This is a genomic window from Streptomyces sp. NBC_01092 (genome assembly GCF_045039535.1).
GTDB lineage: Bacteria > Actinomycetota > Actinomycetes > Streptomycetales > Streptomycetaceae > Streptomyces.
This window is the reverse complement of record NZ_CP108659.1, coordinates 4,839,581-4,864,904: the sequence shown is the minus strand read 5'-3', so window position 1 is coordinate 4,864,904 and position 25,324 is coordinate 4,839,581. Positions and strand designations below refer to the sequence as shown.

Annotated in this window: 23 protein-coding genes; 12 read left to right on the top strand and 11 right to left on the bottom strand. The window is 71.2% G+C overall.

Going from position 1 to position 25,324, the window contains the following annotated elements:
• The first annotated feature begins 88 nt into the window (after nucleotides 1-88).
• Nucleotides 89-1,342, top strand: a complete 1,254-nt coding sequence (locus tag OG254_RS21765; RefSeq protein WP_405584255.1) for an MFS transporter — start codon at nucleotides 89-91, stop codon at nucleotides 1,340-1,342.
• Here OG254_RS21765 and OG254_RS21760 read toward each other — a convergent pair.
• Nucleotides 1,250-2,335, bottom strand: a complete 1,086-nt coding sequence (locus OG254_RS21760; RefSeq protein WP_405584252.1) for a GlxA family transcriptional regulator — start codon at nucleotides 2,333-2,335, stop codon at nucleotides 1,250-1,252. The genes OG254_RS21765 and OG254_RS21760 overlap by 93 nt on opposite strands.
• 71 nt (nucleotides 2,336-2,406) lie before the next feature.
• Between OG254_RS21760 and OG254_RS21755 the strand changes: the two genes are divergently transcribed.
• On the top strand, nucleotides 2,407-3,717 hold the full coding sequence (locus tag OG254_RS21755) for an MFS transporter (protein ID WP_405584249.1): 1,311 nt from the start codon (nucleotides 2,407-2,409) through the stop codon (nucleotides 3,715-3,717).
• Nucleotides 3,718-3,746: 29 nt separating this feature from the next.
• On the opposite strand, the gene OG254_RS21750 is transcribed toward OG254_RS21755, so the two are convergent.
• From OG254_RS21750 to OG254_RS21730, 5 genes are all read right to left on the bottom strand, one after another.
• Complete coding sequence (locus tag OG254_RS21750; protein ID WP_405584246.1) at nucleotides 3,747-4,349, bottom strand: flavin reductase family protein; 603 nt, start codon at nucleotides 4,347-4,349, stop codon at nucleotides 3,747-3,749.
• A gap of 55 nt (nucleotides 4,350-4,404) precedes the next feature.
• The gene (locus tag OG254_RS21745; protein ID WP_405584243.1) at nucleotides 4,405-5,235 is read right to left on the bottom strand and encodes an enoyl-CoA hydratase/isomerase family protein; all 831 of its coding nucleotides are present in this window, start codon (nucleotides 5,233-5,235) and stop codon (nucleotides 4,405-4,407) included.
• A 1-nt stretch (nucleotide 5,236) separates the two neighbouring features.
• Nucleotides 5,237-7,462, bottom strand: a complete 2,226-nt coding sequence (locus OG254_RS21740) for an acetate--CoA ligase family protein (protein WP_405584240.1) — start codon at nucleotides 7,460-7,462, stop codon at nucleotides 5,237-5,239.
• Between the two features lie 132 nt (nucleotides 7,463-7,594).
• Nucleotides 7,595-9,082 carry a flavin monoamine oxidase family protein gene (locus OG254_RS21735; RefSeq protein ID WP_405584237.1) on the bottom strand — a complete coding sequence of 496 codons (1,488 nt, stop codon included), beginning with the start codon at nucleotides 9,080-9,082 and terminating at the stop codon, nucleotides 7,595-7,597.
• Between the two features lie 159 nt (nucleotides 9,083-9,241).
• Nucleotides 9,242-10,654, bottom strand: coding sequence for an NAD(P)-binding domain-containing protein (locus tag OG254_RS21730; RefSeq protein WP_405584235.1), 1,413 nt, complete (start codon nucleotides 10,652-10,654; stop codon nucleotides 9,242-9,244).
• 198 nt (nucleotides 10,655-10,852) lie between these two features.
• Between OG254_RS21730 and sigJ the strand changes: the two genes are divergently transcribed.
• From sigJ to OG254_RS21715, 3 genes are all read left to right on the top strand, one after another.
• Nucleotides 10,853-11,800: an RNA polymerase sigma factor SigJ gene (sigJ, locus tag OG254_RS21725; protein WP_405584232.1), complete on the top strand. Its 948-nt coding sequence runs from the start codon at nucleotides 10,853-10,855 to the stop codon at nucleotides 11,798-11,800.
• A 136-nt stretch (nucleotides 11,801-11,936) separates the two neighbouring features.
• Nucleotides 11,937-13,151: an NAD(P)/FAD-dependent oxidoreductase gene (locus OG254_RS21720; RefSeq protein WP_405584230.1), complete on the top strand. Its 1,215-nt coding sequence runs from the start codon at nucleotides 11,937-11,939 to the stop codon at nucleotides 13,149-13,151.
• A 167-nt stretch (nucleotides 13,152-13,318) separates the two neighbouring features.
• Complete coding sequence (locus tag OG254_RS21715) at nucleotides 13,319-14,002, top strand: HNH endonuclease family protein (RefSeq protein WP_405584227.1); 684 nt, start codon at nucleotides 13,319-13,321, stop codon at nucleotides 14,000-14,002.
• 49 nt (nucleotides 14,003-14,051) lie between these two features.
• On the opposite strand, the gene OG254_RS21710 is transcribed toward OG254_RS21715, so the two are convergent.
• On the bottom strand, nucleotides 14,052-15,665 hold the full coding sequence (locus OG254_RS21710; RefSeq protein WP_405584224.1) for a subtype B tannase: 1,614 nt from the start codon (nucleotides 15,663-15,665) through the stop codon (nucleotides 14,052-14,054).
• A 179-nt stretch (nucleotides 15,666-15,844) separates the two neighbouring features.
• On the opposite strand from OG254_RS21710, the gene OG254_RS21705 reads away from it, so the two are divergent.
• The 7 genes from OG254_RS21705 to OG254_RS21675 all read left to right on the top strand — a co-directional run bounded on the left by OG254_RS21705 (nucleotide 15,845) and on the right by OG254_RS21675 (nucleotide 21,250).
• On the top strand, nucleotides 15,845-16,294 hold the full coding sequence (locus OG254_RS21705; RefSeq protein WP_351191032.1) for a DoxX family protein: 450 nt from the start codon (nucleotides 15,845-15,847) through the stop codon (nucleotides 16,292-16,294).
• Nucleotides 16,295-16,310: 16 nt separating this feature from the next.
• Nucleotides 16,311-16,718, top strand: coding sequence for a Zn-ribbon domain-containing OB-fold protein (locus OG254_RS21700; protein ID WP_405584220.1), 408 nt, complete (start codon nucleotides 16,311-16,313; stop codon nucleotides 16,716-16,718).
• A 24-nt stretch (nucleotides 16,719-16,742) separates the two neighbouring features.
• The gene (locus OG254_RS21695) at nucleotides 16,743-17,357 is read left to right on the top strand and encodes a GNAT family N-acetyltransferase (protein WP_405584217.1); all 615 of its coding nucleotides are present in this window, start codon (nucleotides 16,743-16,745) and stop codon (nucleotides 17,355-17,357) included.
• Nucleotides 17,358-17,444: 87 nt separating this feature from the next.
• Nucleotides 17,445-18,317, top strand: coding sequence for a GNAT family N-acetyltransferase (locus OG254_RS21690; protein WP_405584215.1), 873 nt, complete (start codon nucleotides 17,445-17,447; stop codon nucleotides 18,315-18,317).
• A gap of 196 nt (nucleotides 18,318-18,513) precedes the next feature.
• Nucleotides 18,514-20,097: an alpha/beta hydrolase gene (locus OG254_RS21685; protein WP_405584213.1), complete on the top strand. Its 1,584-nt coding sequence runs from the start codon at nucleotides 18,514-18,516 to the stop codon at nucleotides 20,095-20,097.
• A 399-nt stretch (nucleotides 20,098-20,496) separates the two neighbouring features.
• Complete coding sequence (locus tag OG254_RS21680) at nucleotides 20,497-20,799, top strand: hypothetical protein (protein WP_405584210.1); 303 nt, start codon at nucleotides 20,497-20,499, stop codon at nucleotides 20,797-20,799.
• 157 nt (nucleotides 20,800-20,956) lie between these two features.
• Nucleotides 20,957-21,250 (top strand): hypothetical protein, encoded by a 294-nt coding sequence (locus OG254_RS21675; protein WP_405584207.1) that lies wholly within the window; start codon nucleotides 20,957-20,959, stop codon nucleotides 21,248-21,250.
• 47 nt (nucleotides 21,251-21,297) lie between these two features.
• Here the strand turns inward: OG254_RS21675 and OG254_RS21670 are convergent, their stop codons facing one another.
• Genes OG254_RS21670 through OG254_RS21655 form a run of 4 tightly spaced genes read right to left on the bottom strand, consistent with a single transcriptional unit; the run spans nucleotide 21,298 to nucleotide 25,294 of the window.
• A complete protein-coding gene (locus OG254_RS21670) occupies nucleotides 21,298-21,969 on the bottom strand; it encodes a pyridoxal 5'-phosphate synthase (RefSeq protein WP_405584204.1) in 672 nt (223 codons plus the stop codon).
• Nucleotides 21,970-22,005: 36 nt separating this feature from the next.
• Nucleotides 22,006-22,431 carry a pyridoxamine 5'-phosphate oxidase family protein gene (locus OG254_RS21665; RefSeq protein WP_405584201.1) on the bottom strand — a complete coding sequence of 142 codons (426 nt, stop codon included), beginning with the start codon at nucleotides 22,429-22,431 and terminating at the stop codon, nucleotides 22,006-22,008.
• 36 nt (nucleotides 22,432-22,467) lie between these two features.
• A complete protein-coding gene (locus tag OG254_RS21660) occupies nucleotides 22,468-23,646 on the bottom strand; it encodes a thiolase C-terminal domain-containing protein (protein WP_405584198.1) in 1,179 nt (392 codons plus the stop codon).
• A 19-nt stretch (nucleotides 23,647-23,665) separates the two neighbouring features.
• The gene (locus OG254_RS21655) at nucleotides 23,666-25,294 is read right to left on the bottom strand and encodes an IS200/IS605 family accessory protein TnpB-related protein (RefSeq protein WP_405584196.1); all 1,629 of its coding nucleotides are present in this window, start codon (nucleotides 25,292-25,294) and stop codon (nucleotides 23,666-23,668) included.
• Nucleotides 25,295-25,324: the final 30 nt, after the last annotated feature.

Here is a 25,324-nt window from a genome sequence, read left to right as displayed (position 1 = left end):
GGTCCCGCGTCGAGGTCTCGCGGCGGGTTATCCACAGGCCCGGAAAATGGCTGCCGTGTTGTCGGTGGCGGCACCTACCGTCATTTGCATGACCTATCGAGACGTCGCCTCCAAGCAGGTCCTGGTCTGGGCCTGCACCGCCGTCGCCGCTCGTATGCCGGTCGCCATGACGCCGTTGGCGCTGGTGTTCCTGGTGCGGGAGCGGCCCGGCGGCTACACCCTGGGCGCGACGCTCGCGGCCGTCTATGTGCTCGGCGAGATCATCGGTGCCCCGGTCCTCGGGATGCGGCTGGACCCGGCACGCGGCAGGCGCCATCTGGTCGTCGGGCTCGCGGGCGGGACCGTGGGGCTCACCGGACTCGGGATCTTCGCCGACTCGCCCGCCGTCGTGCTGGGGGCGTTCGCGTTCCTGGCCGGGGCCGCTCCCTCCGCAGCCGCGGGAGGCCAGCGTGCGCTGCTGACCTCGCTGGTGCCGGAGCGCGCGGTGGCGCAGGCGCTGTCCGCCGAGTCGATGCTGATGGCCGGGGTGTGGGCGGTCTCCCCGGTCGCCGTCGCCGGGCTCGCCCTCGGGGTGGCGCCCCGGGTGCCGTTGCTCCTCGCGGCGGCCTGCATGGCGTCGTCGGTCGCGGGTCACTGGCTGCTGCCCGCGGGCTGGGCCAAGGACGGCGAGGGCGGGAAGGCGGGCCGGGTGAGGGCTCGGGTGCTGATACAGGCCTGGCCGGTCTACGTCACGGGCGCGGCCAGCATCACGCTGCTCGGCCTGGCCGAACTCACCCTGCCCGCACTGCTGGAGCAGCGCGGCATCGGCGTGGGCTGGTCCGGGCCGATACTGGCGGGCATGTCCGTGGGGGCGGGGCTCGGGGCGTTCCTGTACGGCCTGCGGTCCTGGCCGGGGCGGCTTCACACGCGCAGTGCGGTGCTGATCATCGGCATGGCGGCCTTCGTGGCCCTGGTCGCGCTGATACCGGGCGCGGCCGGGATCGCGGTCGTCCTCTTCCTCGCCGGAATGGTCGAGGCGGGCGCGCTGATCACCCGTAACCTGTCCCTGCGCGATGCCCTGCCGCCGAGCGCCCTGGCCGCCGGCTACTCCGTGCTGTATGCCGCCGCCGGCGCGGGCTACGCGGCGACGGGTTCCCTCGCGGGCGGCCTGCTTCAGGTGGTCGCGCCGTCCACGGCCGTCCTGGCCGGTGTGGCGCTGACCCTGCTCCTGACCGCGATCGGCTGGTGGGGAGAGGCCCGTCGGGACGGCTCACGAACGGCTGGGGACCTGCAGGTCGGGCTTGCCGCCGGCGCGGAAGGTGCGCCGATAGCTGGTGGGTGTGACCCCGAGTGCCGCCTGTAGGTGCTGTCGCATCGACTGGGCCGTGCCGAAGCCCGCGGCGGTGGCCACCTGGTCGACCGAGAGGTCGGTGGACTCCAGGAGGTGGCGGGCGCGCTCGACGCGTTGCTGGGCGAGCCACTGGCCTGGGCTGATGCCGACCTCCTCGCGGAAGCGGCGGGTGAAGGTGCGCACCGACATGGACTCCTGGTCGGCCATGTCGCGCAGCTGGATGGGCTCGTGGAGCCGGCCCAGGGCCCAGGCGCGGGCCGTGGTCGTGGACGACTGCTGCGGGTCGGGGACCGGGCGGTGGATGTACTGCGCCTGGCCGCCGTCCCGGTGGGGCGGTACGACGGTGCGGCGGGCCACGTCGGTCGCGATCGCCGTGCCGTGGTCGCGGCGCACCATGTGCAGGCACAGGTCGATCCCCGCCGCGACCCCGGCCGAGGTCAGCAGGTCGCCGTCGTCGATGAAGAGCACGTCCGCGTCGACCTCGATGCGCGGGAACAGCCGCTGGAAGCGCTCGGCGTCGGCCCAGTGCGTGGTGGCCGGGCGCCCGTCGAGCAGGCCGGCCGCGGCGAGGACGTACACGCCGGTGCAGATGGAGGCGAGGCGGGTGCCGGGGCGGATGTGGGCGAGCGCGGCGGCCAGTTCGTCGGTGAGCACGCCCTCCTCGAAGACCGGGCCGAGTTCGTACGACGCCGGGATGATCACCGTGTCGGCGGTGGCCAGGGTCTGCGGGCCGTGCTCGACCTGGATGGCGAAGTCGGCGTCGGTGCTGACGGGGCCCGGCGGCCGGATCGAGCAGGTCACGACCTCGTACAGATGCCGCCCCAGCGCGTCCTTGGGGCGGCCGAAGATCCGGTGCGGGATGCCCAGCTCGAAGGGGAGGAGTCCGTCCAGCGCCAGGACGACGACGCGGTGCGGGCGGAACTCCGGCGGACCGTGGTGCAGGTGCTCACGCCCGCTCGCCTCACCCTTGCGCTGACCCTCGCGGTGCTCCGGCTCACTGCTCATGGCCCGATCCTAACGAATGCTGTCCTTCGGGCCAATGGATCCGCGACGGCGCAGGCCCGAAGCTCTTTGTCGTGACGCAGACAACCGAAGCCGCCGCCGCCACCGCGGACCCGTCCCCGAAGGGGCCGCGTCGTCCCCGCATCCACCGCGCCTGGTTCGTCGCCGCCGTCGCCTTCGTGACGATCCTCGGCGCGGCCGCCTTCCGCTCCCTGCCGGGGCTGCTCATCGACCCGCTGAACGACCAGTTCGGCTGGTCACGCGGCACGATCGGGGCCGCCGTCTCGATCAACCTGGCGCTGTACGGCCTGACCGCCCCCTTCGCCGCCGCCCTCATGGACCGCTTCGGCATCCGGCGGGTCGTCGCGGCCGCCCTGACCCTGATCGCGGTCGGCTCCGGTCTGACGTACTGGATGACGGCGGCCTGGCAGCTGCTGCTGTGCTGGGGCCTGCTGGTGGGACTCGGCACCGGTTCGATGGCGCTGGCGTTCGCCGCCACGGTCACCAACCGCTGGTTCACCGAGCGGCGCGGCCTGGTCACCGGCATCCTCACCGCCGCCTCGGCCTCCGGCCAGCTGATCTTCCTGCCCCTGCTGTCCTGGATGGTCGAGGAGTACACATGGCGCCCGGCCGTCGTCACGGTCGCCCTGACGGCCCTCGCGGTCGTCCCCTTCGTCTGGCTGCTGCTGCGCGACCACCCGGCCGACGTGGGTCTGGCGCCCTACGGCGCGAAGGAGTTCGTACCCAAGCCGCCGCCCGCGCGGGGCGCCGCACGCCGGGCGGTGACGGTGCTCTTCTCGGCGGCCCGCACCGGCCCCTTCTGGCTGCTGGCCGGCACCTTCGCGATCTGCGGCGCCTCCACCAACGGCCTCATCCAGACCCACTTCGTGCCCGCCGCCCACGACCACGGCATGCCCATCACGGCCGCCGCCTCGCTGCTCGCGGTCATCGGCGTCTTCGACGTCGTCGGCACGATCGCCTCCGGCTGGCTCACCGACCGCTTCGAGGCGCGCCGTCTGCTCGCGGTCTACTACGCCCTGCGCGGCATCTCACTGCTCTTCCTGCCGATGCTGCTCGCGTCGAGCGTCCACCCGTCGATGCTCTTCTTCATCGTCTTCTACGGCCTCGACTGGGTCGCGACCGTCCCGCCCACCGTCGCCCTGTGCCGTGAGCACTACGGCGACGACAGCGCGATCGTCTTCGGCTGGGTCCTCGCCTCCCACCAGGTGGGCGCGGCGCTGGTCGCCTTCCTCGGCGGGGTCGCGCGGGACGTCTTCGGCACGTACGACATGGTCTGGTACGCGTCCGGGGCGCTGTGCGCCGCGGCGGCGCTGATGGCGCTGGTGATCCGGCGGCGTCCGGTGCCCGCCCTCGCCGCATCCTGACGGCACCCGCCGACCGGGCCGGCGGGTGCTCAGCCCTCCAGCCGGCCGAACCGCCCCCGATGGAAGAGCAGCGGCCCGTCGGGGGCGTCCTCGCCGCCCAGGGCGTCCACCCGGCCCACGACGATGAGATGGTCGCCGCCCGTGTGCACCGCGTGGATCGTGCAGTCGATCCACGCGAGCGTGCCCGCGAGGCGGGGGGATCCGGACACCGGGGCCGCGTCGTACGCCACCCCCGCGAACTTGTCCGCCCCGCTCACCGCGAAGGCGCGGCACAACTCGCCCTGGCCGGCGCTCAGGACGTTCACGCAGAAGACGCCCGCGCGCGCGATGCGCGGCCAGCTCGTCGACGTACGGCCGACCATGAAGGCGACCAGGGGCGGGTCGAGGGAGAGGGAGGAGAAGGACTGGCAGGCGAAGCCGGCCTGCGGGTCGTCAGTGGTTGCCGGTGCCGTCACAACGACCACGCCGGTCGCGAAGTGCCCCAGCACCCGCCGGAAGTCGGCCTGCGGGATCGGTGCCCGCTCGTCCTCGCCGACGCATCGCAGCTCCGGGCGGGGGAGGGCGGCTACGGGCGGCGCGTCGGCCGACCTGAGGTAGCGGACGGCGGCGGCCGCCATTCCTGCGTGTCCCATCACGAAATCCATTGAAACTGACACTCCGTCAGAAGTGAAGCCCCGGAACGCCACATCAGCGGCCACGGAACCTCGGCTCGCGTCGCTCCACGAAGCTCGCCACTCCCTCCCGTGCGTCCTCGGTCGTCATGTTGATCTCCTGCGCCGTCGCCTCCGCCGCGAAGGCGGTGGCCCGGTCGGAGTCGAGCGAGGCGTTCACGAGCTGTTTGGTGAGGGCGAGCGCGCGGGTCGGGCCGGTGGCGAGACGCTCGGCCCACGCGCGGGCCGTCTTGTCCAACTCACCGTCCGGGAGCACCCGATTGACCAGGCCCAGCCGCTCCGCCTCCGCGGCGCCGAGCGCGTCGCCGAAGAACATGAGTTCCTTGGCGCGCTGCGGGCCTATGAGGCGGGGGAGGAGATAGGCGCCGCCGCCGTCGGGGACGAGGCCGCGTCGTACGAACACCTCGATGAACCGTGCCGACTCCGCGGCCAGTACGAGGTCGCAGGCCAACGCCAGATGCGCGCCGAGGCCGGCCGCCGTGCCGTTGACGGCGGCGATCACCGGCTTCTCGCAGTCCAGCACGGCCGCGATCAGCCGCTGGGCGCCGAGCCGGATCGTCCGGGCGACATCGCCGGGCACCCGCTCACCGGCCGCTGACCCGCCCCGCAGATCCGCCCCGGCGCAGAAACCACGGCCCGTTCCGGTCAGTACGACGGCCCGTACGGCGGGGTCCGCGGAGGCTTCCGCGAGCAGTTGGATGAGGCGTTCGCGCTGGTCAGGGGTGATGGCGTTGAGGGCCTCGGGGCGGTTGAGGGTGATGCGGCAGACCTGATTGTCAGTGGCGTGCAGTACCAATGAATCCACTGGGTTCACTGAATTGCCGGGCACACGGGGGGAATCAGACATGTCAGCGGCACACCGCCAACGCGTCCAGCGCCACCGCGCCCTGCCCCCTGGGCAGCACCATCAGCGGGTTGATGTCGAGCTCCGCGAGATCGTCCCCGAGCTCCAGCACCATCCGCTGCACCCTCAGGACGACCTCCACGAGCGCGTCGAGATCCGCCGGGGGCCGCCCCCTGACCCCGTCGAGCAGGGCCCGCCCGCGCAGTTCGGCGCACATGTCCCGGGCCTGCTCCTCCCCGAAGGGCGGCACACGTACGGCGGTGTCGTTCAGCACCTCCACGAGCACCCCGCCGAGCCCGACCGTCACGGTCGGTCCGAACAGCTCGTCGTGCGCGGCGCCCACGACCATCTCGACGCCCCGCTCGACCATCTGGCAGACCAGGACGCCGTCCAGGGAGACGTCCTCGTAGCGGGCGATGTCGGTCAACTCCCGGTAGGCGTCGCGGACCTGGCTGGCCGAGGTCAGCTCGATCTTGACCAGGCCGAGCTCGGTCTTGTGGGCGATCCGCGCGCCGGACGCCTTCATCACCACGGGGTAGCCCACCAGCCCTGCGGCCCGTACGGCCGCCGCCGCGCTGGTCACCAACTGCTCGCGCGGGACCCGGATTCCGTACGCCCGCAGCAGCTGCTTCGCCGCGTGCTCGCTCAGCTGCTGACCCGGGCGCATCAGTGCCTGCGCCTTGCGGTAGGACGGCGAGAGGGCGCGCGGGGCCTCGTCGAAGGGGGAGCGGTAGCCGGCGACGAAGCGGTGGTGGTCGAGGTAGGCGCGCACTGCGGTGATGCAGTTCGCCACCGTGCGGAAGGTGGCCACGCGCGAGGAGCCGAGCAGGACCTCGCGGTAGGCCGGCTCGGTGCCCACCGGCGACCCCCACACCACGCAGACCAGCTTGTCCGTCCGCTCGGCTGCGTCCACCAGGTCCTGGACGAGGCGGTCGCTGAGGGGAGGGAAAGGGCCGGTGACGGGGCAGATCAGCACCCCGACCTCCGGGTCGTCGAGGATCGCGTCGATGATCTTCCGGCCGCGCCAGTCGCCGACGGGATGACCGCCGTTGTCGACCGGGTTGGCCACGCTCAGGTACTCGGGTATCCACTGGTGCAGCTCGGCCTGCTTGGCCTCCGACAGCGCCGGCAGCCGCAGCCCCGCCTCGGTCGCCAGGTCCGCGAAGTGCGCGCCCGTGCCGCCCGAGATCGAATAGACGACGACACCTTCGGCGCGCGGCGGCCGGGCGCGGGCCAACAGGGTGGCGGTGTCCTGGAGTTCGTCGAGGCCGTCGACCCGGATCACGCCGTACTGGCGCATCGCCGCGTCCACCACCGCGTCCGCGCCGGTCAGCTTGCCGGTGTGTGAGGCGGCCGTGCGGGCGCCGGTCTCGGTGCGGCCCACCTTGACGGCCACGACGGGCACCTTGCGGCGGGCGGCGCGGTCGGCGGCCAGCAGGAAGGCGCGGCCGTCCTTGAGGCCCTCCACGTAGCAGGCGATGGCGCCGACCTCGGGCCGCTCGGCGAAGTAGGAGATGAAGTCGGCGCTCTCCAGGTCGGCCTCGTTGCCGGTGGGCGCCCAGTGGGACAGCCGGATGCCGAGCTCCTGGAGGGCGAAGACGGGGCGGCCCTGGTGGCCGGATTGGGTGATGAGGGCGATCGCGGGGCCGTCGAGGTCGTCGCGGAACCGCTCGAAGGCGTTGAGGTTGGTGTTGGGGCCGAGCAGCCGCATCCCGGACCGCTGGACGGCGGCGGTGAGCCGGTCCTGTGCGGCGGCCCCCTCCTCACCAATCTCCGCGAACCCGGAGGCGAAGACGACGGCGAACTTCACCTTGGTCTCGGCCAGTTCCTCGATCACCGGCAGCGGGTCGGCGACCAGCAGCACAGCGAGATCGACCTGCTCGGGCAGGTCGGCGACGGAAGGGGCGCACAGGATGCCGAAGACCGACGGCCGGCTCGGGTGCACCGGGTGGAGCCGGGCGCCGACCCGCTCGGACCAGGCGATCAACTGGCGGGTGACACCGGTGTTCGGCCGGCCCTCGGCGTCGGAGGCGCCGATCACGGCGACCGACTCGGGCCGGAAGAGGCGGTCCAGATCGGGCACGTCCGCATAGAGGGGACGGCCGCTGACGTCGAGATCGTCGGGCTCGGCAGGCCGGCCGTGGACGGCGGGCCCGGGCTGCTCGCCACAGGCGATGACCCGGGCCCGGCGGGAGTCGGTGGTGAGGGTGCCGTGGGTTGATCCAAGCATCGGTCCGCCCGCTCCTGTGTGACAGCGATTAACTGACGCAGTGTCAGATTAAGCGAACTGACGCCAAGTCAGGAACGGTTGTGCACGCAAAGTTGAACGGGAGCCGTGCAGGGATGATGCCGCGGCGCGCGCTCACAGCACCGCCAGCACCTCCTTCGCCACCCGCTCACCCGACCGCACCGCCCCGTCCATGAAGCCCATCCAGTACGTGGAGGTCTCCGTCCCGGCCCAGTGGATGCCGCCGACCGGCTCGCGCAGGGCGGGGCCGTACTGGGTCAGGACTCCGGGGGCGGCGATGGAGACGGGGCCGCCGCGGGTGTAGGCCTCGTTGTTCCAGCGTTGCAGCACGAAGGAGGTGGGGGAGGCCGCTTTCTCGCCGAAGTACGTCACGTAGTCCTTCAGCACGGCCGCCCTGACCTCGGCCTCGCTCGCCGCGTCGAGCCGCCGGGCCTCGTCGGCCTCGATGAAGCCCATCAGTGCGCCGTAGGAGGCGTCAGGAGGGGAGTTGTCGAAGGTGGAGCTGATCACGCCGGTGTCGCTGACGACCTGGCCGTTGAGTCCGTCGGCGCGCCAGAAGGGGGTGTCGTAGACCGCGATGGCCTTGCCGACCGAGGCCATCGGCAGACGCTGGGTGAGCTGGTCGCGGGCGGCCGGGAGGACGGGGTCGTAGGTGATGCGGGCGGCGAGGGGCGGGGGTACGGCCACGACGACCCTCTTGGCGGTGACCGTGATGCCGTCGGCCGTCACGACGTACTCGGCGCCGGACCTGGCGATCGTGCGCACCGGGGCGTTCGGCACGACGCGGTCGCCGAGTGTGGCGGCGAGTTTGACCGGCACCAGCTGGGAGCCGCCGACGAAGCGCAGTTCCTGGGCGCCGCCCGCGGTCTCGGTGAGGCGTTCCAGGGTGCCGGGGTGGGACGTGTTGCCGGCGGCGGCGATGTAGAAGAGGACGAACAGGAAGGAGAGTTCGCGGGGTTCGGCCGAGAAGATCGACGTGCAGGCCACGTCGAAGAGGAACTTGGCGGAGGGGATGACGGCGTTGGCCCGCAGCCAGGTCTCGAAGGTCTGCCGGTCCCATTCGTCGGCCTTCGCCGCGGTCCAGGGCGCGTCGACCGGGATCTCCTTGGCCAGGTCGTCGAGCTTGGCCTGCACGATCGCGGCGTTGGCGAGCCCGGCCGCGTCGATGGGCGGGACGGAGCCGAGGATGCCGTCGGTGGCGTAGGGGGTCTTCCTGCCGTCCTTGTGGAGGAGGTTGTTGCCGGTGTTGTAGGTGGTGAAGGTCTGCACGCCGAGGGAGTCGGCGAGCGCCCTGATGCGGTCCTGGGTGGGGCCGATGAACTCGCCGCCGCCCTCGGTGACGCCGCCGCCCACGAGGTTCAGGCCCACCACCCGGCCGCCCACGCGGTCGCGGGCCTCCAGGACGACGACCGACCTGCCGGCGGCCACCAGGTCGCGGGCCGCGGTGAGTCCGGCGAGGCCGGCGCCGACGATCGCGACGTCGGCCTCGACCTCGCGGGTGGCGGCGGCCGAGGCGGCACCGGCGGTGGTGGCGGTAAGGGCCGCGGCGCCGGCGGCGCCGCCGAGAAGGGAGCGGCGGGAGAGGTGTCTTTCGCGTGCCACGTGCGTCCTCCGTCGTAGCGAGAGGGAGTGGAGCCGGAAAGTGGAGCCGAAAAGTTGAACAGGGCTCACATTCTGGCTCCGTGCGGCGGCGCGGTACAGCTCTCCCGCAACTTCTGACTCGTAAGTAACAGGAGATCTATGTAAGAGAGTTGAGGGGGTCTACGTCATCGGCAGCCGGGAGACCTGTCGGTTGCCGTCGCGGTCACCGGCTATGGCCTTGGCGATCTTCTGCGCGTCGATCGCCATCTCGCGGAGGTTGCCGCTGATGGGGTTGACGTAGCCCTGGAAGTAGAGGCCTTGCGCATGCTTCGTGGTGTGGGCGCCGTGGACGACAGGTCTGCCTCGGGCGTCCAGTACGTCGAGATGGCCGACGAGGCCTTCGAGTCCACGGACGTATCCGGTGGCCGCGATGACAACGTCCGGGGAGACGCGGGTGCCGTCGGCGAGGGCGACCTTCTCGTCCTCGAAGCCGTCGACGGCGGCCACGATCTCGACCCGCCCCTTGCGCACGGCGTCGATCAGACCGACGTCGAGAACCGGGATCGCCCCTTCCCTGACCCTGCTGTAGAGCCCGGTGTCGGGGCGCGGCAGCCCCTGCTCCGACAGGTCCGGCACGCTCAGCTTCGCCATGGGCCGGGCGAGCCGGTCGACGAGGCGGACCGGCAGCCGCCGTACGAGAACGCTGGTGAACTGGGCGGCCCACCCGGCGGTGGAGCGGCGCACGATGTGCGGCACGGTCCGCACCGCCAGCCGCACCCGGGAGGCGCCGCCCTCGGCCAGGTCCACGGCTATCTCGGCGCCGGTGTTGCCGACGCCGATGACGAGGACGTCGCGGCCGGCGTACGGCGCCGGGTTGCGGTAGGCGCCCGCGTGCAGGAACTCGCCGGTGTAGGTGTCCCGTCCGGGCCAGTCCGGTATGCGTGGGGTGTGGTTGTGGCCGGTCGCCACGACGACGGCGGCGCCGGTCAGTTCACGTCCGCCGGTGGCACGCAGCAGCCAGCCGGTGCCGTCGGGCGCGGGCTCGACGCGGGAGACCTCGACGCCGGGGACGATCTCCAGGTCGTGGTGCTCGGCGTACTTCTCCAGGTACCGCACGACGTCGTCGCGGGCCACCCAGCGCCCGAACCGGCGCGGCATCGGCAGGCCGGGCAGGGCCGACAGCCGCCGGGTGGTGTGCAGATGGAGGCGGTCGTAGTGCCGCCGCCAGGAGGCCCCGACCCGGTCCGACTTCTCCAGCACGACTGCGCGCAGCCCTTGGGCGCGCAGTGCGTACGCGACGGAGAGTCCGCCGGGGCCGCCGCCTATGACGTAGACGGGGCGGTCGGTGGAGGGGTGGCCGGTGGCGGGGCGCTCCGCGGTCGGCTGGTCCGCGTCGGGCTGCTCAGCAAGGGGCTCGCCCGTGACGGGCGGCTCCGCGACGGGCTGGTCTGCGACGGGCCGCCCCGGGGCCGACGCGTCCACGACGGACCGCTCCGCAGTCGGCTGGTGTGGGTCCGCCCGGTCCGGGGTCGGCTCGTTCGCGGCCGTCTCGTCCGCGGCGTTCTGGTGCGGGTGTTGGGGGGTGTCGGCCATGGTTCGGAGCGTAATCACGTGGTCGGTTGATGGGTCTCGGTCAAGCCCGGAATTGGTTGCGGATCGATCACGGCTGTGGGAGGGGTGGGTGAGATGTGTGACGTAGGTCTCCTGGTTGTGGGAGTGGCGTGGACTTGGCGCGAGTCCGGACATGCCGCCCTGATGCGACGGGTGCCGCGGGAGTTAGGATCCGGCCTCATGGCCCTGACCATGAGCGACGTGGACCGGTTCGAGGCGTCCAGGCCCCGCCTGGAGGCCATCGCCTATCGCCTCCTCGGCTCCGCGAGCGAGGCGGAGGACGCCGTGCAGGAGACGTTCCTGCGCTGGCAGGCCGCCGACGTCGACCGGGTCGAGGTCCCCGAGGCATGGCTGACGAAGGTTCTCACCAACCTGTGCCTCAACCAGCTCACTTCGGCCCGCGTGCGGCGCGAGACCTACGTCGGCCAGTGGCTCCCCGAGCCGCTGCTCGCCGGGGACCCGATGCTCGGTCCGGCGGACACCGTCGAACAGCGTGAGTCGGTCTCGTACGCCGTACTCGCCCTGCTGGAGCGGCTGTCCCCCAGCGAGCGGGCGGTGTACGTGCTGCGGGAGGCATTCGAGTACCCGCACCGGGAGATCGCCGAGATCCTCGACCTCACCGAGGCCGCCAGCCAGCAGATCTTCCATCGCGCCAAGAAGCATGTCGCGGAGGGCAGGGCCCGCACCGAGGTGGACGAGGCCGCCGCCCGGCGGATCGTCGACGAGTTCCTCGCGGCCGCCACCAGCGGCAGGACCGAGCCGCTCGTCCGGCTGCTCACCCAGGACGCCATCGCGATCGGCGACGGCGGCGGGAAGATCCCGGCCCGCGCGAAGGCGTTCGAGGGTGCTGTCGCGGTCGCGAAGTTCATGCGGGGCCTGTTCAAGCCGAGCGAGGCCAAGCGTGCGCTGACCGGCGGTTCGCCGCAGATCTACGGCTCGTTCGCCAACGGCGACCCTGCCATCCTGGCGGTGCTCGACGGCCGGGTCATCGGCGTCATGTGCCTGGAGGTCACGGCCGAGGGCATCGCCGGGTTCCGTAACCAGGTCAACCCCGACAAGCTCGAACGGGCGACCAGGGTCTGGGCGGCGGAGGACCACGGGGAGCCGTTGCTGCTCAGCGCGTTCTGATCGTCAGGTCGAGGGGTGCCGGCGTGCGGTGAGCCCTGTGATGTGACGTGCTTCACATCCCCTACCTGTCAGGGATCGGTGGGCTGCCCGGTTCAAGGGGCGAATCCGCTGAAGAGCTCAAGACAGGAGCACGGACATGCAGCACCGCATCGTCGTCCTCGGGGCCGGTTACACCGGAGCCACCGCCGCCGGACGCCTCGCCAAGCGACTGCACGGTGACGATGTCGCCATCACCCTCGTCAACGCCGAGCCCGACTTCGTCGAGCGCGTCCGGTTGCACCAGCTCGCGGTCGGCCAGTCGCTCAAGCCCCGGCCGTTCAGCGACATGTTCGCGGGGACCGGCGTCGCACTGAAGCTCGGCAAGGTCACGGGCGTCGACGCCGACCGCCGGACGGTCACCGTGGGCGCCGCGAACGAGGCCGCCGACGCCGCCGAGGCCGAGGAGCTGGAGTACGACACCCTCGTGTACGCCCTCGGCAGCGGCTGGAACGACCACGGCGTGCCCGGCACGGCCGAGCATGCCTACGAGATCGCCAGTCGCCCGGGAGCACTGCGCCTGCGCGAACGCCTGGCCGGGCTGGACGCCGGACAGCCCGTGGTCGTGGTCGGCGGTGGTCTCACCGGCGTGGAGGCCGCCACCGAGCTCGCCGAGGCCCGCCCGGACCTCGACGTCGCCCTCGCCGTGCGCGGCGGCCTCGGCGACTGGCTCTCGCCCAAGGGGCGCCGGCACCTGCGGAAGGTCGTCGACAACCTCGGCATCACGGTGCACGAGGAGACCGCCGTCGCAGCAGTCGAGGCCGACCACGTCACCACCGCCGACGGCACGTCGGTCCCGGCCGCGGTGACCGTCTGGACCGCCGGCTTCGCCGTCCACCCGGTCGCGCAGGCCACGACCCTGGAGGTCACCGGCACCGGCCAGATCGTCGTCGACCGGAGCATGCGCTCGGTCTCGCACCCCGAGGTGTACGCCATCGGCGACGCGGCCATGGTGATGGGCCCCGGCGACAAGCCGCTGCGGATGTCGTGCGCTTCGGGCGTCCCGACCGCGTGGCAGGCCGCCGACGCGATCGCGGCCCGGCTGACCGGCGCGAAGGTGCCGACCACGCCGGTGCGTTACTTCAACCAGTGCATCTCGCTGGGCCGCAAGGAAGGTCTCATCCAGTACGTCACCGCAGACGACCGCGCCGTCAGCGCCGCGCTGACGGGACGACTCGCCGCCGCCTACAAGGAACTCATCTGCAAGGGCGCGGCATGGGGCGTGGCCAACCCGGCGGTCGGCACCCTGGCCCGGCGGCGCCGTGTCGTGACCGAGCCGGTGCGCAAGGGTTCGGAGGTCAGGACGGCGGCGTGACCATCGCGGGGGAGCGGGCGCCCGGGCGGGCAAGGGGGCGGGCCGGGCGCCCGAACGCCGGTCGGGCGTCTCGTGGCTCACCTGTCCGGTGAACTCACGCATCCACATGGCTCATTCGTTCGAGTTGAATCCCTCGAACGAGTTATAGGCGGTCAATCCTACGATGTGTGATCAAGAACATCAGGCGAGCCGCGATGACGGCCGCACTCCTTCTCGTGCCCTTCGCGGCACCCGCCCCCGCCTCCGCCCACGCGCAGGATCGTTCCCTCGACACGTACACGGTCCCGATGACGACCTCGGTCCAGCTCCTCCCCGTCGCCGCGGAGGTGAGGGACGGCTACGAGCGCACGAGCTTCAAGCACTGGAACGCCGGCCGGATCCCCAGCGACGGCTGCAACACCCGAGCGGAGGTGCTGCTCGCCGAGGCGGTCGACCGACCCGAGGTCCTGCCCGGCTGCAAGCTCTCGGGCGGGCGCTGGTGGTCGTACTACGACTCCAAGTGGCTGACCTCGGCATCCGCCCTGGACGTCGACCACATGGTGCCGCTCGCCGAGGCGTGGGACTCCGGAGCGTCCCAATGGACCGCGCAGCGACGTGAGTCGTACGCCAACGACCTCGCCGTCAATCCGTCCCTGGTCGCCGTCTCCGCGGCCTCGAACCGCAGCAAGGCCGACCAGGACCCGGCCGAGTGGCTGCCCCCGACCGTCGAGGTCGCCTGCCACTACGCCGCGGAGTGGATCTCGACGAAACTCCGCTGGGGCCTGACCGCCGACGCCGCCGAGCGCGAGGCCCTCACCCAACTCGCGGAGGCCTGCCCCACCACCACCGTCACCTACGAGCCCGCACCGTAGGCCTGCGACCCCGCCGGCAGCCGGCCCGCCCCACCTTGAGGGGGGTGGGTCAGGTCGTCTTCCTGGGCTTGTAGTTGCTGATGCTTGCGATCCACCTGATGAAGTCGCCGGGGTCCGAGTTCGCGCCGTGGCCCTCGTCCCAGTAGTAGAGGTGGTTGACCTCGTCGCCGAGGGTGTGGGCGGCGGCCGCGAGGTTGGCGGAGACCGTGTGGGACGTGTCGGAGTCCTTCGTGCCGAGGCGGATCCACCAGTGCTTGGTGCGGTGGGGGTTGGGCTTGTGCGTAAGGAAGGGCATCGGGTTCATCAGGTGCAGCGTCTCGGGGAGGTCGCTGTCGAGGCGGGCGCTGCTGCCGCCTTCGTGGCGGAGGCTGTAGAGGGTGAAGTGGCGGGCCTTGGTGGTGCCCTTGCCGAAGAGGTTGTTCTCGCCCGCGGACAGGTCGAACGCGTCGAAGGCCGGCATCGACTTCTTGCGGGCGCCGACGTGCGTGAGGAAGTCCGCCCAGGCGAAGGCCGCCCTGCCGCCGGACCAGGTGATGAAGGTGTTCGCGGCCAGGTACGACTCGCGGTCCGAGTCTGACAGGGCCGCCAGGTAGCGCGTCGCCGACGGCTCCATGTACTGCTTGACCAGGTACTCGTCGTAGTTGCGGGCCGTCAGGGCGCCGAAGCCGTTCAGACCCTTCAGCCGCAGCGATGCCTGGTACTGCGCGAACTGCGACTGCAACTCCTTCGACACCGTCCGGTCCACCAGCGAGCCGGAACTCGTCTTGCTGGCACCCCAGTTCCACTCGTAGGCGCCGTCCGCGTGCTCCAGGTCGGTGATCGGGCACCCGGCGCCGGTCGCGAAGATGGCGTCGCTCGCGTCGGCCGCGCCGATCTCCTTGAGGAGCGTGTCGTAGAGCGGGCTGCCGCCGGACGCGCCGAGCAGGGAGGACAGGGCGCCACCCGCGCTGGTGCCGGAGGAGACGATGCGGTCCACGTTGCCGGGTATGCGGCCCTTGTTGGACCTCACGTAGCGGACCGCCGCCTTGAGGTCGACGATCGCGGCCGGGGCCACGCCGTAGTACGTGCCGCCGGAGTCGACCAGCGAACGGCCGCGGGCGCCGGGCTCGACGACCACGTAGCCGGCCGCGAGCCCCAGCTTCGGGAGGCTGACCATGCCGGTTCCCGTAGTTCCCGTACTGCTCGACGGCGACGCGCTCGGCGCTCCTCCACCCGGCATCCCCGTCGCCCCGCCCCCGCCGACACCCGTCGCGTCCGCAACCGACGACGGCATGTAGCCGCCGACCGAGTTGGCGAACAGGATCGGCGCGCGCGTCGCGTCCACCGCCGTGCCGTCGATCTTCACCGGGACGCTGACGTTCAGGCTCTGGTACGTCTCGTCGACCGGCTTGGCGACATAGGTGACCGCCTTGTAGAAGCGGTACTCCACCTCGTGGTCGGTGCCGTCGGCGTCGGTGATGGCCGTCGTCAGCGTCGAGTAGGCGTCCTTGTCGAAGACCAGCGCGTCCCACGAGGACGTCGACGAGGCCGCCGACGAGGATCCCGAAGCGCTCGTGTCGCTCGACGCCCGGGCCGTCAAGGCGATGCCCCCGACCGCCGCGACCCCGGCGCTCGCCCCGATCCCCAGGACCACGCTCCTGCGCTTGACCTGCCTGTGCTTCACGTCCGGCTCCCTCGGCTCCTCGGCGTCCTCGGCTTGCGTCTGCGAACCTAGCCGGAGTGCGGACAAGATTGCCAACAATTCTGTGGACTCATCGTGGACTCATCGCGGATGCACAGGCGATGGCCAGACGACTGCCAGGCGATTGTCAGGTCCCCTTTATCTGACGTACCGTCAGATCCATGGACGCGATCTGGCTCACAGGTGCGGAATGGCTGGCCGTGCTCCGCATAGGCCTCGGGCTGTGGTGGCTGGAGAGCTGGCGGCACAAGGACAAGAAGAGCTGGTTCGAGGGAGCGGGCATCGCCTGGGCGGCGGACGTCGCGGGCAAGCACCGCTGGAACGCCGTACGGTCCGGCTTCGAGGTCGTCGTCACGCCCCGGCCGCGGACCATGGCATACGTCGTCCTGTACGCGGAACTGGCCCTGGGACTCGGGCTCGTGCTCGGGTTCCTGACCCCGGTCGCCCTCGTCGGCGGGCTGCTGCTCAACGTCCTCTACCTCGTCCTGATGATCCACGACTGGGCCGAGCAGGGGCAGAACTCGATGATGGCGCTGATCTCGGTCGTCGCGCTGTTCGGGATGTCCTGGCAGTCGTGGTCGGTGGACAGCGCGCTGGGGCTCTTCCGATGAGGGCGGTGCGGATCCGATGACCGAGCAGCGGTACGACGTTCCGGAGGCCGACGCCTTCACGCGGACGTACTGGGACGCGGCGGCGGACGGGCGGCTGCTCGTCCGGCGGTGCGGCACCTGCGGGCGCGCCCACCACTACCCCCGCGAGTTCTGCCCCCACTGCTGGAGCGAGGACGTGACCTGGGAGCCCGCGAGCGGCCGGGCCACCCTCTACACCTGGTCCGTCGTGCACCGCAACGACCTGCCGCCCTTCGGGCAGCGCACCCCGTACGTGGCCGCCGTCGTCGATCTCGCCGAAGGGCCCCGCATGATGACCGAGATCGTGGAGTGCGCGGACGCTGGGCGGCTGCGGGCCGGGATGGAGCTGGAGGTCGCCTTCCGGGGCGGGGTGCCGGTGTTCCGGGCCGAACCGGTTCCGAGCTGATCGTCAGGTGGCTTCAATGGGCCCATGACCCTCGCCGGCGGCCCGCACCGTTTCCACCCCCACCCCCTGCCCGACCTGTACGGTCACGGCCTGCGTCTGCGTCCCTGGGACGCGGATTCCGAGGCCGACGTCGAGACCTGGTTCCAAGGGCGCACGGATCCGGAATTCCGGCGCTGGAACACCCCATTGAAGATCACCACCGACCTCGACAGCGCACGTGACTCCCTGCGCATCGCGGCCGAGAACACGGCGAACGGCACCTCGGCGGCGTACTGCGTCACCGACGCGGCGACCGGTGCACCCCTCGGACACGTCGGCGTCAACGTCGTCAACCGGGTCATGAGCTCCGCCCGCGTCGGCTATTGGGTGCTCCCCGAGGCCCGCGGCCGCCGCGTCGCCACCCACGCCCTCGCGCTCGCCACCCGCTGGGCCCTCGCCGAGCCGGACGGCCTCGGCCTGCACCGCCTCGAACTCGACCACGCCGTCGGGCACGACTCCTCCTGCCGCGTCGCCGAGCACTGCGGATTCCGCTACGAGGGGACCCTGCGGGACGCGATGTGGGAGGCGGGGCGGCACGACGCGTACCGGGACATGCACCTGCACGCGCGGCTGGCGACGGATCCGGACGTCAACCCGTAGCCGCCTTGAGCGTGCGCTCTTGTATCGGCTTGGTGTCCGCGGCGGAAAAGCGTGCACAACTCCCGCCCGAGCGCGGGATCATGGGGTATGCGCCCGGACGACTGGCAATGCACCCACGACCTCAGCGGCTTCCTCGCCCACGCCGGTGGCTTCCTGCGCTCACGCCCCGATCTGCACACCGTCGCCCTGACGGTGACCGAGACGCTGCGCACGGGCGGGCTGCGCGCGTACGGCGACGAGGCGCCCCTCTTCGGCGCGCTGGAGCTGGGTGGACAGGTCCGCGCCGCCTACTTCCGCACCCCGCCCTACCGGCTGAACGTCACCCCCCTCACCCCCGAGGAGGCCGACGCCCTCGCCGCCCACCTGGTCGCCCTCCGGCACCCCGTCCCCGGCGTCATCGCGGCCCGCGAGACCGCCGAGGCCTTCGCCGCCGCCTGGCGCCGGCACACGGGTGGCCGTGGCACGGTCAGCCAGCGTCAACGGCTGTACCGCCTGGGCAACTTGACCGTCCCGCAGCCCGTACCGGCGGGCCGGGCGCGAGTCGCCGGCAAGGAGGACCGGGAGCAACTGGTGCGCTGGTACGGCGAGTTCATCGAGTCCATCGGCGATCACGCGGCACGTGAGGCTGCCGCCTGGGCCGACTCGCGCATCGCCTACGGAGGCGTCACCCTCTGGGAAGGCGAGGACGGCACCCCCCTCGCCATGGCCGGCGTGACCCCGGTCGTCGCGGGCCAGGTCCGGATCGCCCCCGTCTACACCCCGGCCCATCTGCGCGGACGCGGCTACGCGGGCGCGGCCACCGCAGCGGTCACCCGAGCCGTGCTCGCCTCGGGGATCCGCGAGGTGCTCCTCTTCACGGACCTGGCCAACCCGACCAGCAACAGCCTCTACCAGCGCATCGGGTACCGGCCGGTGGCGGAATTCACGGCGTACGACTTCCGGGGGGCTCGGAGCCTCTAGGGCGTGACCGGTCGTCACGGGCCTCCCCAGCAAGACGTCATGGAGGCGGTCCCGGTTGTCCGACTCCGGGACCATCCGCCCCTCCTTCCCGTCCGTCCACAGTGGGAGCAGCTCTGTCTCTCTGATGGATTCGCCCAACTGCACAACACGAAAGGGTTGGTGCGTCTCATACGCCACCACCCGAGGGACCCCCCACGTGCGAAGCAGTCGAATAGCGAGTTTCCTGGCGGCCAGTACGGTCGCCGCTCTGGTTCCCGCGCTCGCGCCGGCGACGGCGTCCGCCGCGCCGGCCGCGCCCGCCGCGGCGAACCCCTTGTCCCAGTACCTTCAGCAGAGGCCGGCCTGGCACCGCTGTGACAGAGAGGCGCCGGCCACCCTCCAGTGCGCCACCATCAAGGTGCCGCTCGACTACAGCCGTCCCGACGGCAAGAAGCTCGATCTGGCGATATCGAAGATGAAGACGAGCACCCGGCAGGAGCGCCGGGGTGTGCTCCTGCTCAACCCGGGCGGACCCGGCGGTCCGGGCGTCGACATGCCGCAGTTCATGGCGAGTGAGCTGCCCAAGTCCGTGAAGTCCAAGTACGACCTGGTGGGCTTCGACCCGCGGGGCATCGGCCAGAGTTCCCCGGTCAGCTGCGGCCTGACGCCCGAGCAGGCGAACTGGGAGCGGCCGTACAAGGCCGAGACCTTCGCCAAGGACGTGAAGTGGGCCCGGACCGTCGCCAAGAAGTGCGACACCAGGCAGGGCGACAAGCTGCGGCACATCACCACCCGCAACACCGCCCGGGACATGGACGTGATCCGTGCCGTGCTCGGCGAGAAGAAGATCTCCTACCTGGGGTACTCGTACGGGACCTACCTCGGCGCGGTCTACACGCAGATGTTCCCGAAGCGCTCCGACCGTTTCGTGCTGGACAGCGCCGTCGACCCGGCCAGGATCTGGCGCGGCATGATCCAGGTCTGGGCGGAGGGCACCGAGCCCGCGTTCACCCGGTGGACCGAGTGGACCGCCCAGCGGCACTCCACGTACAAGCTGGGCAAGACCCCCGAGGCGGTCCGCAAGACCTTCTACGACCTGGTCGCCCAGGCCGACCGGAAGCCGATCGAACTCGACGGCACCAAGATGACCGGTGACGACATCCGTATCAGCAGCCGTGCCTCGTTCTTCAGTGTGCGCGACGCCGCCGAGGCGGTCGTCGAGCTGAAGCGGGCCGCCGCGGGCCGGCCCACCACCGGTGGCCGCGAGAGCAGGACGCTCGAGCCGCAGTCGCCGTCGTTCGCCCGCGCCGTGCCGGAGGACAACGGCGACGCCGGCTTCTGGACCGTCCTGTGCGCCGACACCCGTAACTGGCCGCGCGATCCCGAGCAGTACCGCGCCGACGCGATCCGGGACAAGGCCAAGTACCCGCTGTACGGCGACTTCGCGTCCAACATCAAGCCGTGCGCCTTCTGGAAGAAGACCGGCTCCGAGCCCGCCACCACGATCGACAACAAGGTCGGCGCGCTGATCCTGCAGAACGAGTGGGACTCCCAGACCCCGCTGACCAGCGGACAGGGCCTGCACCGTGTCATGAAGGGCTCGAAGATGGTCACCGTCGCCGGCGGCGTCGGACACGGCATCTACGGCTCCAAGTCCTGCGCCGACAAGACCGCCACGGCCTACCTGACCACCGGAAAGCTGCCCGTCAAGGACCTGACCTGCCAGGCCACCCCGGAAGCACGCGAGCGCAGCGCCGCCAACCCGCTGCCGCTGCCGACGCCCCGGGGCATCAGGGGCTAGGTCGTGTCCGACGGGCCATGCCGACCAGTGTCCGGGGCGACTGCGGCTCCCAGCTGTGCTGAGGTATCGGGCCATGCACCCCCCGTACGGATGGCCCCAAATGCGCCATTCGGCGGGGGAGTTGTGTTGTCGCCGTGGCGTGTGGTGTGCCCGGCCGGTGATGCCCCTACTTGGGGAAGAGTGAGATCGCCATCAGGACTCGATCGACAGGGAGATGTACATCTATCTGTTGAATCTTGGCCCTATTGCCGGATCGGACCGGTGGAGGGACGGGATCTCGTCACGGGCCCGAACAGACGTGGTTCTGGATCCTCTGGCGGACAAGATGGCCGGGGAGCCGCAGGGACAGACATCGCGGCACTGTCCGAATGGCGCACCATCACGTAAGGGAGACCGAAGATGAGCATGACCCAGTCCGGCAAGCTGACCCTGAACTCGACCAACGCCACCGAGACCACGGCCGGCCGGACCAGCACCTTCACCCAGGTCACCTTCCCCACCCCGTTCCCCGCTGGTGCGGACGTCATCGTGCAGACCACGGTGCAGACCTTCAACGGCCCCGAGACGCCGGGCGTGCGCCTGCACGACGTGTCACCCACCGGATTCCGCATCCGCCTCAACGAACTGCACGGCGCGGGCGTCGGCACCAGCGACGGCAAGCACGTCGACGAAGTGATCGGCTGGACCGCGTACACGGTCTGACCTGCCCCAAGGCTGCTGTCCCGATCCCGTTGGGGTCGGGACAGCACCGCCCCGGGCTGCTTGGTGGGATTCCGTCAACGGCACTGGAGCGGCGACACTCCGTCATGGGATCCTCACGTTCAGTCGACAAGGAGTCGGTCAGGGAGGGGATGCAGTCATGTCGGACGAACAAGTTGGTATCCAGGCAACCGAGTTGGAGCTGATCCCGGCCACGAGGACCGTGGGCGAGGTCCCCGCAGCCGCTGACGCCCGTGATGCGCTCCTGCAAGCCATCAGCCAGGAAGCGCGGAACGTCGCGGAAAAGTCTCAGGGGCAGGCATCCACGGCGCTGGAACAGCTTGCCCGTGCATACGCCCTGGTGGTGTCCGGGTATGCCCCCGAGACGCCGGTTCCAGGCACCGGCACCGAGCCAGTCCGCGTGCAGAGCCGTGCCGAGTGGGGCGTTGAGTGACCATCCCGGTCAGCGGTTGATGGCGTAGTGGTCCCGCCGGACAGGCCTTAGGGCCAGAGCAGTTCCCTGACCCACCCCTCGTCCCCGTCCTGCGCCTGCGTACGGCGATAGACCAGCCGTACATGCCGGCGCGCCGCATCCCCCTGGAAGAACTCGACCTCGTCGGGGCGCAGTCGGTAGAGGGTCCAGGACGGGACCGGGGCGTCCGGTTCGTGCTGGGCGTGTTCCCAGGCCGCCTGGGACTCGCGCGCCAACTCCTCCAGGGAGGACAGCACTTCGCTCTGGCGGCCGGTCAGGGCCGCCGCCAGCGCGCCGGTCGAGCGGGCGTGCAGGTCGGCCTGGGACTCGGCGGACGGGGCCGCCGTGACCGGACCGCGCAGCCGCACCTGGCGGCCCTGGGCCGGCCAGTAGAAGCCGAGGGCCGCGTACGGGCGGGCGGCGAGCTGGCGGCCCTTGCTGCTGCCCACGTGTGTCGCGAAGGACCAGCCGGAGGTGTCGGCGCCGTGCAGCATCACGGTCCGTACGTCCGGCCGGCCCTCGTCGTCCGCCGTGGCGAGGGACATCGTGTGCGGCTCCACCTGCCCCGCCGCGACCGCCTGGGCGAACCAGGTGGTGAAGAGGGCGAGCGGTTCCGCGGGCGCGGCCGCCGGGTCGAAGGACGGCAGCTCGACGTCCCACACCCGCAGCGTCCTCAGCAGCTCATGAAGATCCGTTCCCATGCCCCGATTGTCGCCTGTCGTCGCGGGCGGGCCGGCTCACAGCTGCCCGAGGTCCGACGACACCCACCGCTCGGGCCGCACATGGACGACCACCTGCTCGCCGTGGTTCTTCCAGGCGAAGTCGACATAGCCGTCGACCTTCTCGGCCGGGAGATAGCGGGCGGAGACCTCCCGGAGCTGTTCGATGGTGGCGGGGGTCGTCTTGACGACCGGTCCCTCGACCGACACGTACCGGATCGTGGGTTCGACCCGGTCGACCATCAGCGAGAGCCGGCCCGCCGCCTGGATCAGCTGGTTCTTACGGGAATCCAGCCCGGTCATGACCCATACGTCGCCACCGGGTTCGTACTGGTACCAGATCGGCACGGTCAGCGGCGCGCGCCCTTGGCCCGCGTCCACCGCCAGCGCGGCGATATGGGGTTCGGCCAGGAACTGTTCACGCTCTTCGCGGGTCAGGGACATGCCTTGTGCCTCCCGATCGTGTCGTCGTCGATCGACTCAATCCCTCCCCAATACCAACGTCCCCGACGAGCAGAACCATCCCCCGGTCGCCGAAGCAACCCCCAAACGGGGCAGCTCACCGGGCCCGCCCGGCCCCCACACCTGACGCTCCCCGCCCTCCCCGCGCAGCTGCCGCACCGCCTCCACCAGCAGAAACAGCCCTCGCATCCCGGGATGCTGGGCGGAGAGACCGCCCCCGTCCGTGTTCACCGGCAGTTCCCCGCCCCGCACCAGCAGCCGCCCCTTCTCCACGAACGCCCCGCCCTCGCCCTTCCCGCAGAAGCCGAGGTCCTCCAGCGTCACCAGGGTCATGTAGGTGAAGGCGTCGTAGATCTCCGCGAAGTCGATCTCCTCGGGCCGCACCCCGGCCCGCTCGAAGGCGAGCCGTCCGCTCACCGCCGCCGGGCCGGTCGTGAAGTCGGGCCACTCGGACATCGCGGAGTGCGAGACGTGCTCCCCGGCGCCGAGGACCCACACGGGCGCGGTACGGCAGTCCCGTACGAACTCCTCGGCGGCCAGCAGCACCGCCGCGCCACCGTCGGAGCGGATGCAGCAGTGCAGCTTGGTGAAGGGGTCGGCGATCATCGGGCCCGACAGGACGTCGTCCACGGTGATCGGGTCGCGGAACATGGCCTCGGGGTTCAGGGCGGCGTTCGCCCGCGCCTGGACGGCCACCTGCGCCAACTGTTCGATCGTCGTGCCGTGTTCGACCATGTGCCGGCGGGCGGCCATGGCGTACTTGGCGATGAGGGTGTGGCCGTAGGGCACCTCGAACTGCAAGGGACCCCGGGAGCCGAAGGACAGGTTCCCCGTCCGCCTCCCCGCCCTGATGTCGGCGCGGGCCGTCGAGCCGTACACCAGCAGCACCGCGTTCGCGTGGCCGGCGGCTATCGCGTCCGCCGCGTGGGCCGCCATGACCTCCCAGGTGGCGCCACCGACGGAGGTGGAGTCGACCCAGGTCGGGCGCAGGCCCAGATACTCCGCCACCTCGACGGGCGCGAGGGTGCCGAGACCGGCGGACGCGAAGCCGTCCACCACCTCCCGGCCGAGCCCCGCGTCGGCCAGCGCCCGGCGGGCCGCCTGGGCGTGCAGGGCGTACGGTGTCGCGTCGTCCACCCGGCCGCAGTCGGAGAGGGCCACTCCGACCACGGCGACTTTCCGGTTCCCAGGAGTCATGAGAGGCCTCCAACCGTTGCTAATCAGTGAGCAGGGATGAGTGTTGTACCCATGCCTGGTCACTGCGGACACCCCGAACGGTTTTGGATGTCCTGGTCGCCCGCGTACTCTCCGCGTCCGGCGGCACGGATCGTGTCCGTGGTCCGGGAACGTGGGGGCGGGGTCCCTCACGCCCAAGGGTCTCCGGTCCGGCCTGGACGGTCCGATGCCCGTGCACATCGCTCTGGTGTGCACGGGGCGGTGTCGTCCGTCGCCGGATCGGGTGCCCCTGGGCGCGTCGCCCGATGGCGATGCTCGCCGCATCGTGCCGGGTGGTCTTACGAGTGGGGCCGGCCATCGGCTTTTGCCAGTGCTGGGCGCCCCACTTGCTGGTGTAGGCCGGGTCCACGGCGATGATCGCGATACCTGTGGCGTCGGCCATGGAGGCCAGCCGGGCGCGGAGCTTGCCGGTCGGCATGCCGGAGATCAGCTGCCGGAATCGGCGCTTGCGCCCGTGCTTCTCTCTGGTTTTCTCGGCCTGGAAGTCGAGGTCCTCGACCGCGAGGGCCTTGACGCCGCAGGTCCTGGCCCAGTTCAGCAGCCGGGACAGCGCGTGCCGGACCTGGGCGTCGCGGTGATCCCGGGTGCCGGACAGGTCGTAGAAGAAGCGGCGGGGATGGCCGATCGGGTTGCCATGGGTGTCGAGGCGCCATGCGGCGAGGTGGTCGGCGTTCGTGTCGACACCGATGACGCTGTGCGCGAGTGCGGTCCGCATCGGGATGGTCCGCGTGACAGGGAACGTCCAGGAGGCGTCCACGTACCAGCGCCCGCGCTGCACGTCGTAGTGGATGCGGTAGGCCACCGCGCGGTTCGCTTCCACGCGGTCGGCCCACTCGGTGCCACGGCGCGGAAACCGCGCCGTGCAGGCGAGGACATACCGGCCGTGCTTCGCGTTGGCCAGGCCGGAAAGCGGCGCGGGCAGCTTGATGCTGATCTCGCCGTCCGGGGTGACGCGGATCGTCTCGTTGCCGTATCGCTTGCCCGATTCCCCGTCAGCGCACAGGAACCAGCGCGCCGTCTCCCATTGCTGACGCCACTTCGACACGCTGAGCTGGGCGGCGTCGAGGTTGTGGCGGGTGCCCAGCAGGCGTTTGCCGCCGCGTGCTACGCGGACGCGTCCGACCTCGTGGTCTGCGCGAACCGTTTCGAGCCGGTCTTCGAGTACATGCAGGCGGCGTGTCTTCTGGAACCATTCGTGCGCCGACCGGTAGCCGCCGGGGGAACGGTTGGTCCCTTTCTCGCCGACCGGCAGGGAAAGACGGTGCCGAAGCGTTCTGACGCCCGCTTCGAGGGAATGGACATGCGCCGACTGCCCGCGCCGGGCGAGTGCCCACTGATCGTGCGTGGCCTTGGTGATGCTGCCCGCCCACCTGGACGACGAGACGGCCGTCAGGTCTCGCTTCCGGGCCGCCCATGTCTCGGTGGAGTGCTTCAGGCCGTCAGCGCAACGCGCTTTGAGGTCCTTCGAGGCGAGCGAGCCCAGGTGTGCACCCACCAAGCGCAGAACCTGCTCATCCTCGGGCGTTAGATCCTTGAGCCGGGTACGGATCGCCACACCAGAAGGGCCGGGCGTGACGAACGGCACCGCCACCTCGCGCAGCCCGCCCATTGCCCTCACCCCCGCCCGATGCTGTAGATC

What these genes read in the sequence shown, in the direction of transcription:
- OG254_RS21765 (WP_405584255.1), top strand. Translation starts at nt 89, where the DNA reads ATGACCTATCGAGACGTCGCCTCCAAGCAGGTCCTGGTCTGGGCCTGC.
- OG254_RS21760 (WP_405584252.1), bottom strand. Translation starts at nt 2,335, where the DNA reads ATGAGCAGTGAGCCGGAGCACCGCGAGGGTCAGCGCAAGGGTGAGGCG.
- OG254_RS21750 (WP_405584246.1), bottom strand. Translation starts at nt 4,349, where the DNA reads ATGGGACACGCAGGAATGGCGGCCGCCGCCGTCCGCTACCTCAGGTCG.
- OG254_RS21745 (WP_405584243.1), bottom strand. Translation starts at nt 5,235, where the DNA reads ATGTCTGATTCCCCCCGTGTGCCCGGCAATTCAGTGAACCCAGTGGAT.
- OG254_RS21740 (WP_405584240.1), bottom strand. Translation starts at nt 7,462, where the DNA reads ATGCTTGGATCAACCCACGGCACCCTCACCACCGACTCCCGCCGGGCC.
- OG254_RS21730 (WP_405584235.1), bottom strand. Translation starts at nt 10,654, where the DNA reads ATGGCCGACACCCCCCAACACCCGCACCAGAACGCCGCGGACGAGACG.
- sigJ (WP_405584232.1), top strand. Translation starts at nt 10,853, where the DNA reads ATGGCCCTGACCATGAGCGACGTGGACCGGTTCGAGGCGTCCAGGCCC.
- OG254_RS21720 (WP_405584230.1), top strand. Translation starts at nt 11,937, where the DNA reads ATGCAGCACCGCATCGTCGTCCTCGGGGCCGGTTACACCGGAGCCACC.
- OG254_RS21705 (WP_351191032.1), top strand. Translation starts at nt 15,845, where the DNA reads ATGGACGCGATCTGGCTCACAGGTGCGGAATGGCTGGCCGTGCTCCGC.
- OG254_RS21700 (WP_405584220.1), top strand. Translation starts at nt 16,311, where the DNA reads ATGACCGAGCAGCGGTACGACGTTCCGGAGGCCGACGCCTTCACGCGG.
- OG254_RS21695 (WP_405584217.1), top strand. Translation starts at nt 16,743, where the DNA reads ATGACCCTCGCCGGCGGCCCGCACCGTTTCCACCCCCACCCCCTGCCC.
- OG254_RS21690 (WP_405584215.1), top strand. Translation starts at nt 17,445, where the DNA reads ATGCGCCCGGACGACTGGCAATGCACCCACGACCTCAGCGGCTTCCTC.
- OG254_RS21680 (WP_405584210.1), top strand. Translation starts at nt 20,497, where the DNA reads ATGAGCATGACCCAGTCCGGCAAGCTGACCCTGAACTCGACCAACGCC.
- OG254_RS21675 (WP_405584207.1), top strand. Translation starts at nt 20,957, where the DNA reads ATGTCGGACGAACAAGTTGGTATCCAGGCAACCGAGTTGGAGCTGATC.
- OG254_RS21670 (WP_405584204.1), bottom strand. Translation starts at nt 21,969, where the DNA reads ATGGGAACGGATCTTCATGAGCTGCTGAGGACGCTGCGGGTGTGGGAC.
- OG254_RS21665 (WP_405584201.1), bottom strand. Translation starts at nt 22,431, where the DNA reads ATGTCCCTGACCCGCGAAGAGCGTGAACAGTTCCTGGCCGAACCCCAT.
- OG254_RS21660 (WP_405584198.1), bottom strand. Translation starts at nt 23,646, where the DNA reads ATGACTCCTGGGAACCGGAAAGTCGCCGTGGTCGGAGTGGCCCTCTCC.
- OG254_RS21655 (WP_405584196.1), bottom strand. Translation starts at nt 25,294, where the DNA reads ATGGGCGGGCTGCGCGAGGTGGCGGTGCCGTTCGTCACGCCCGGCCCT.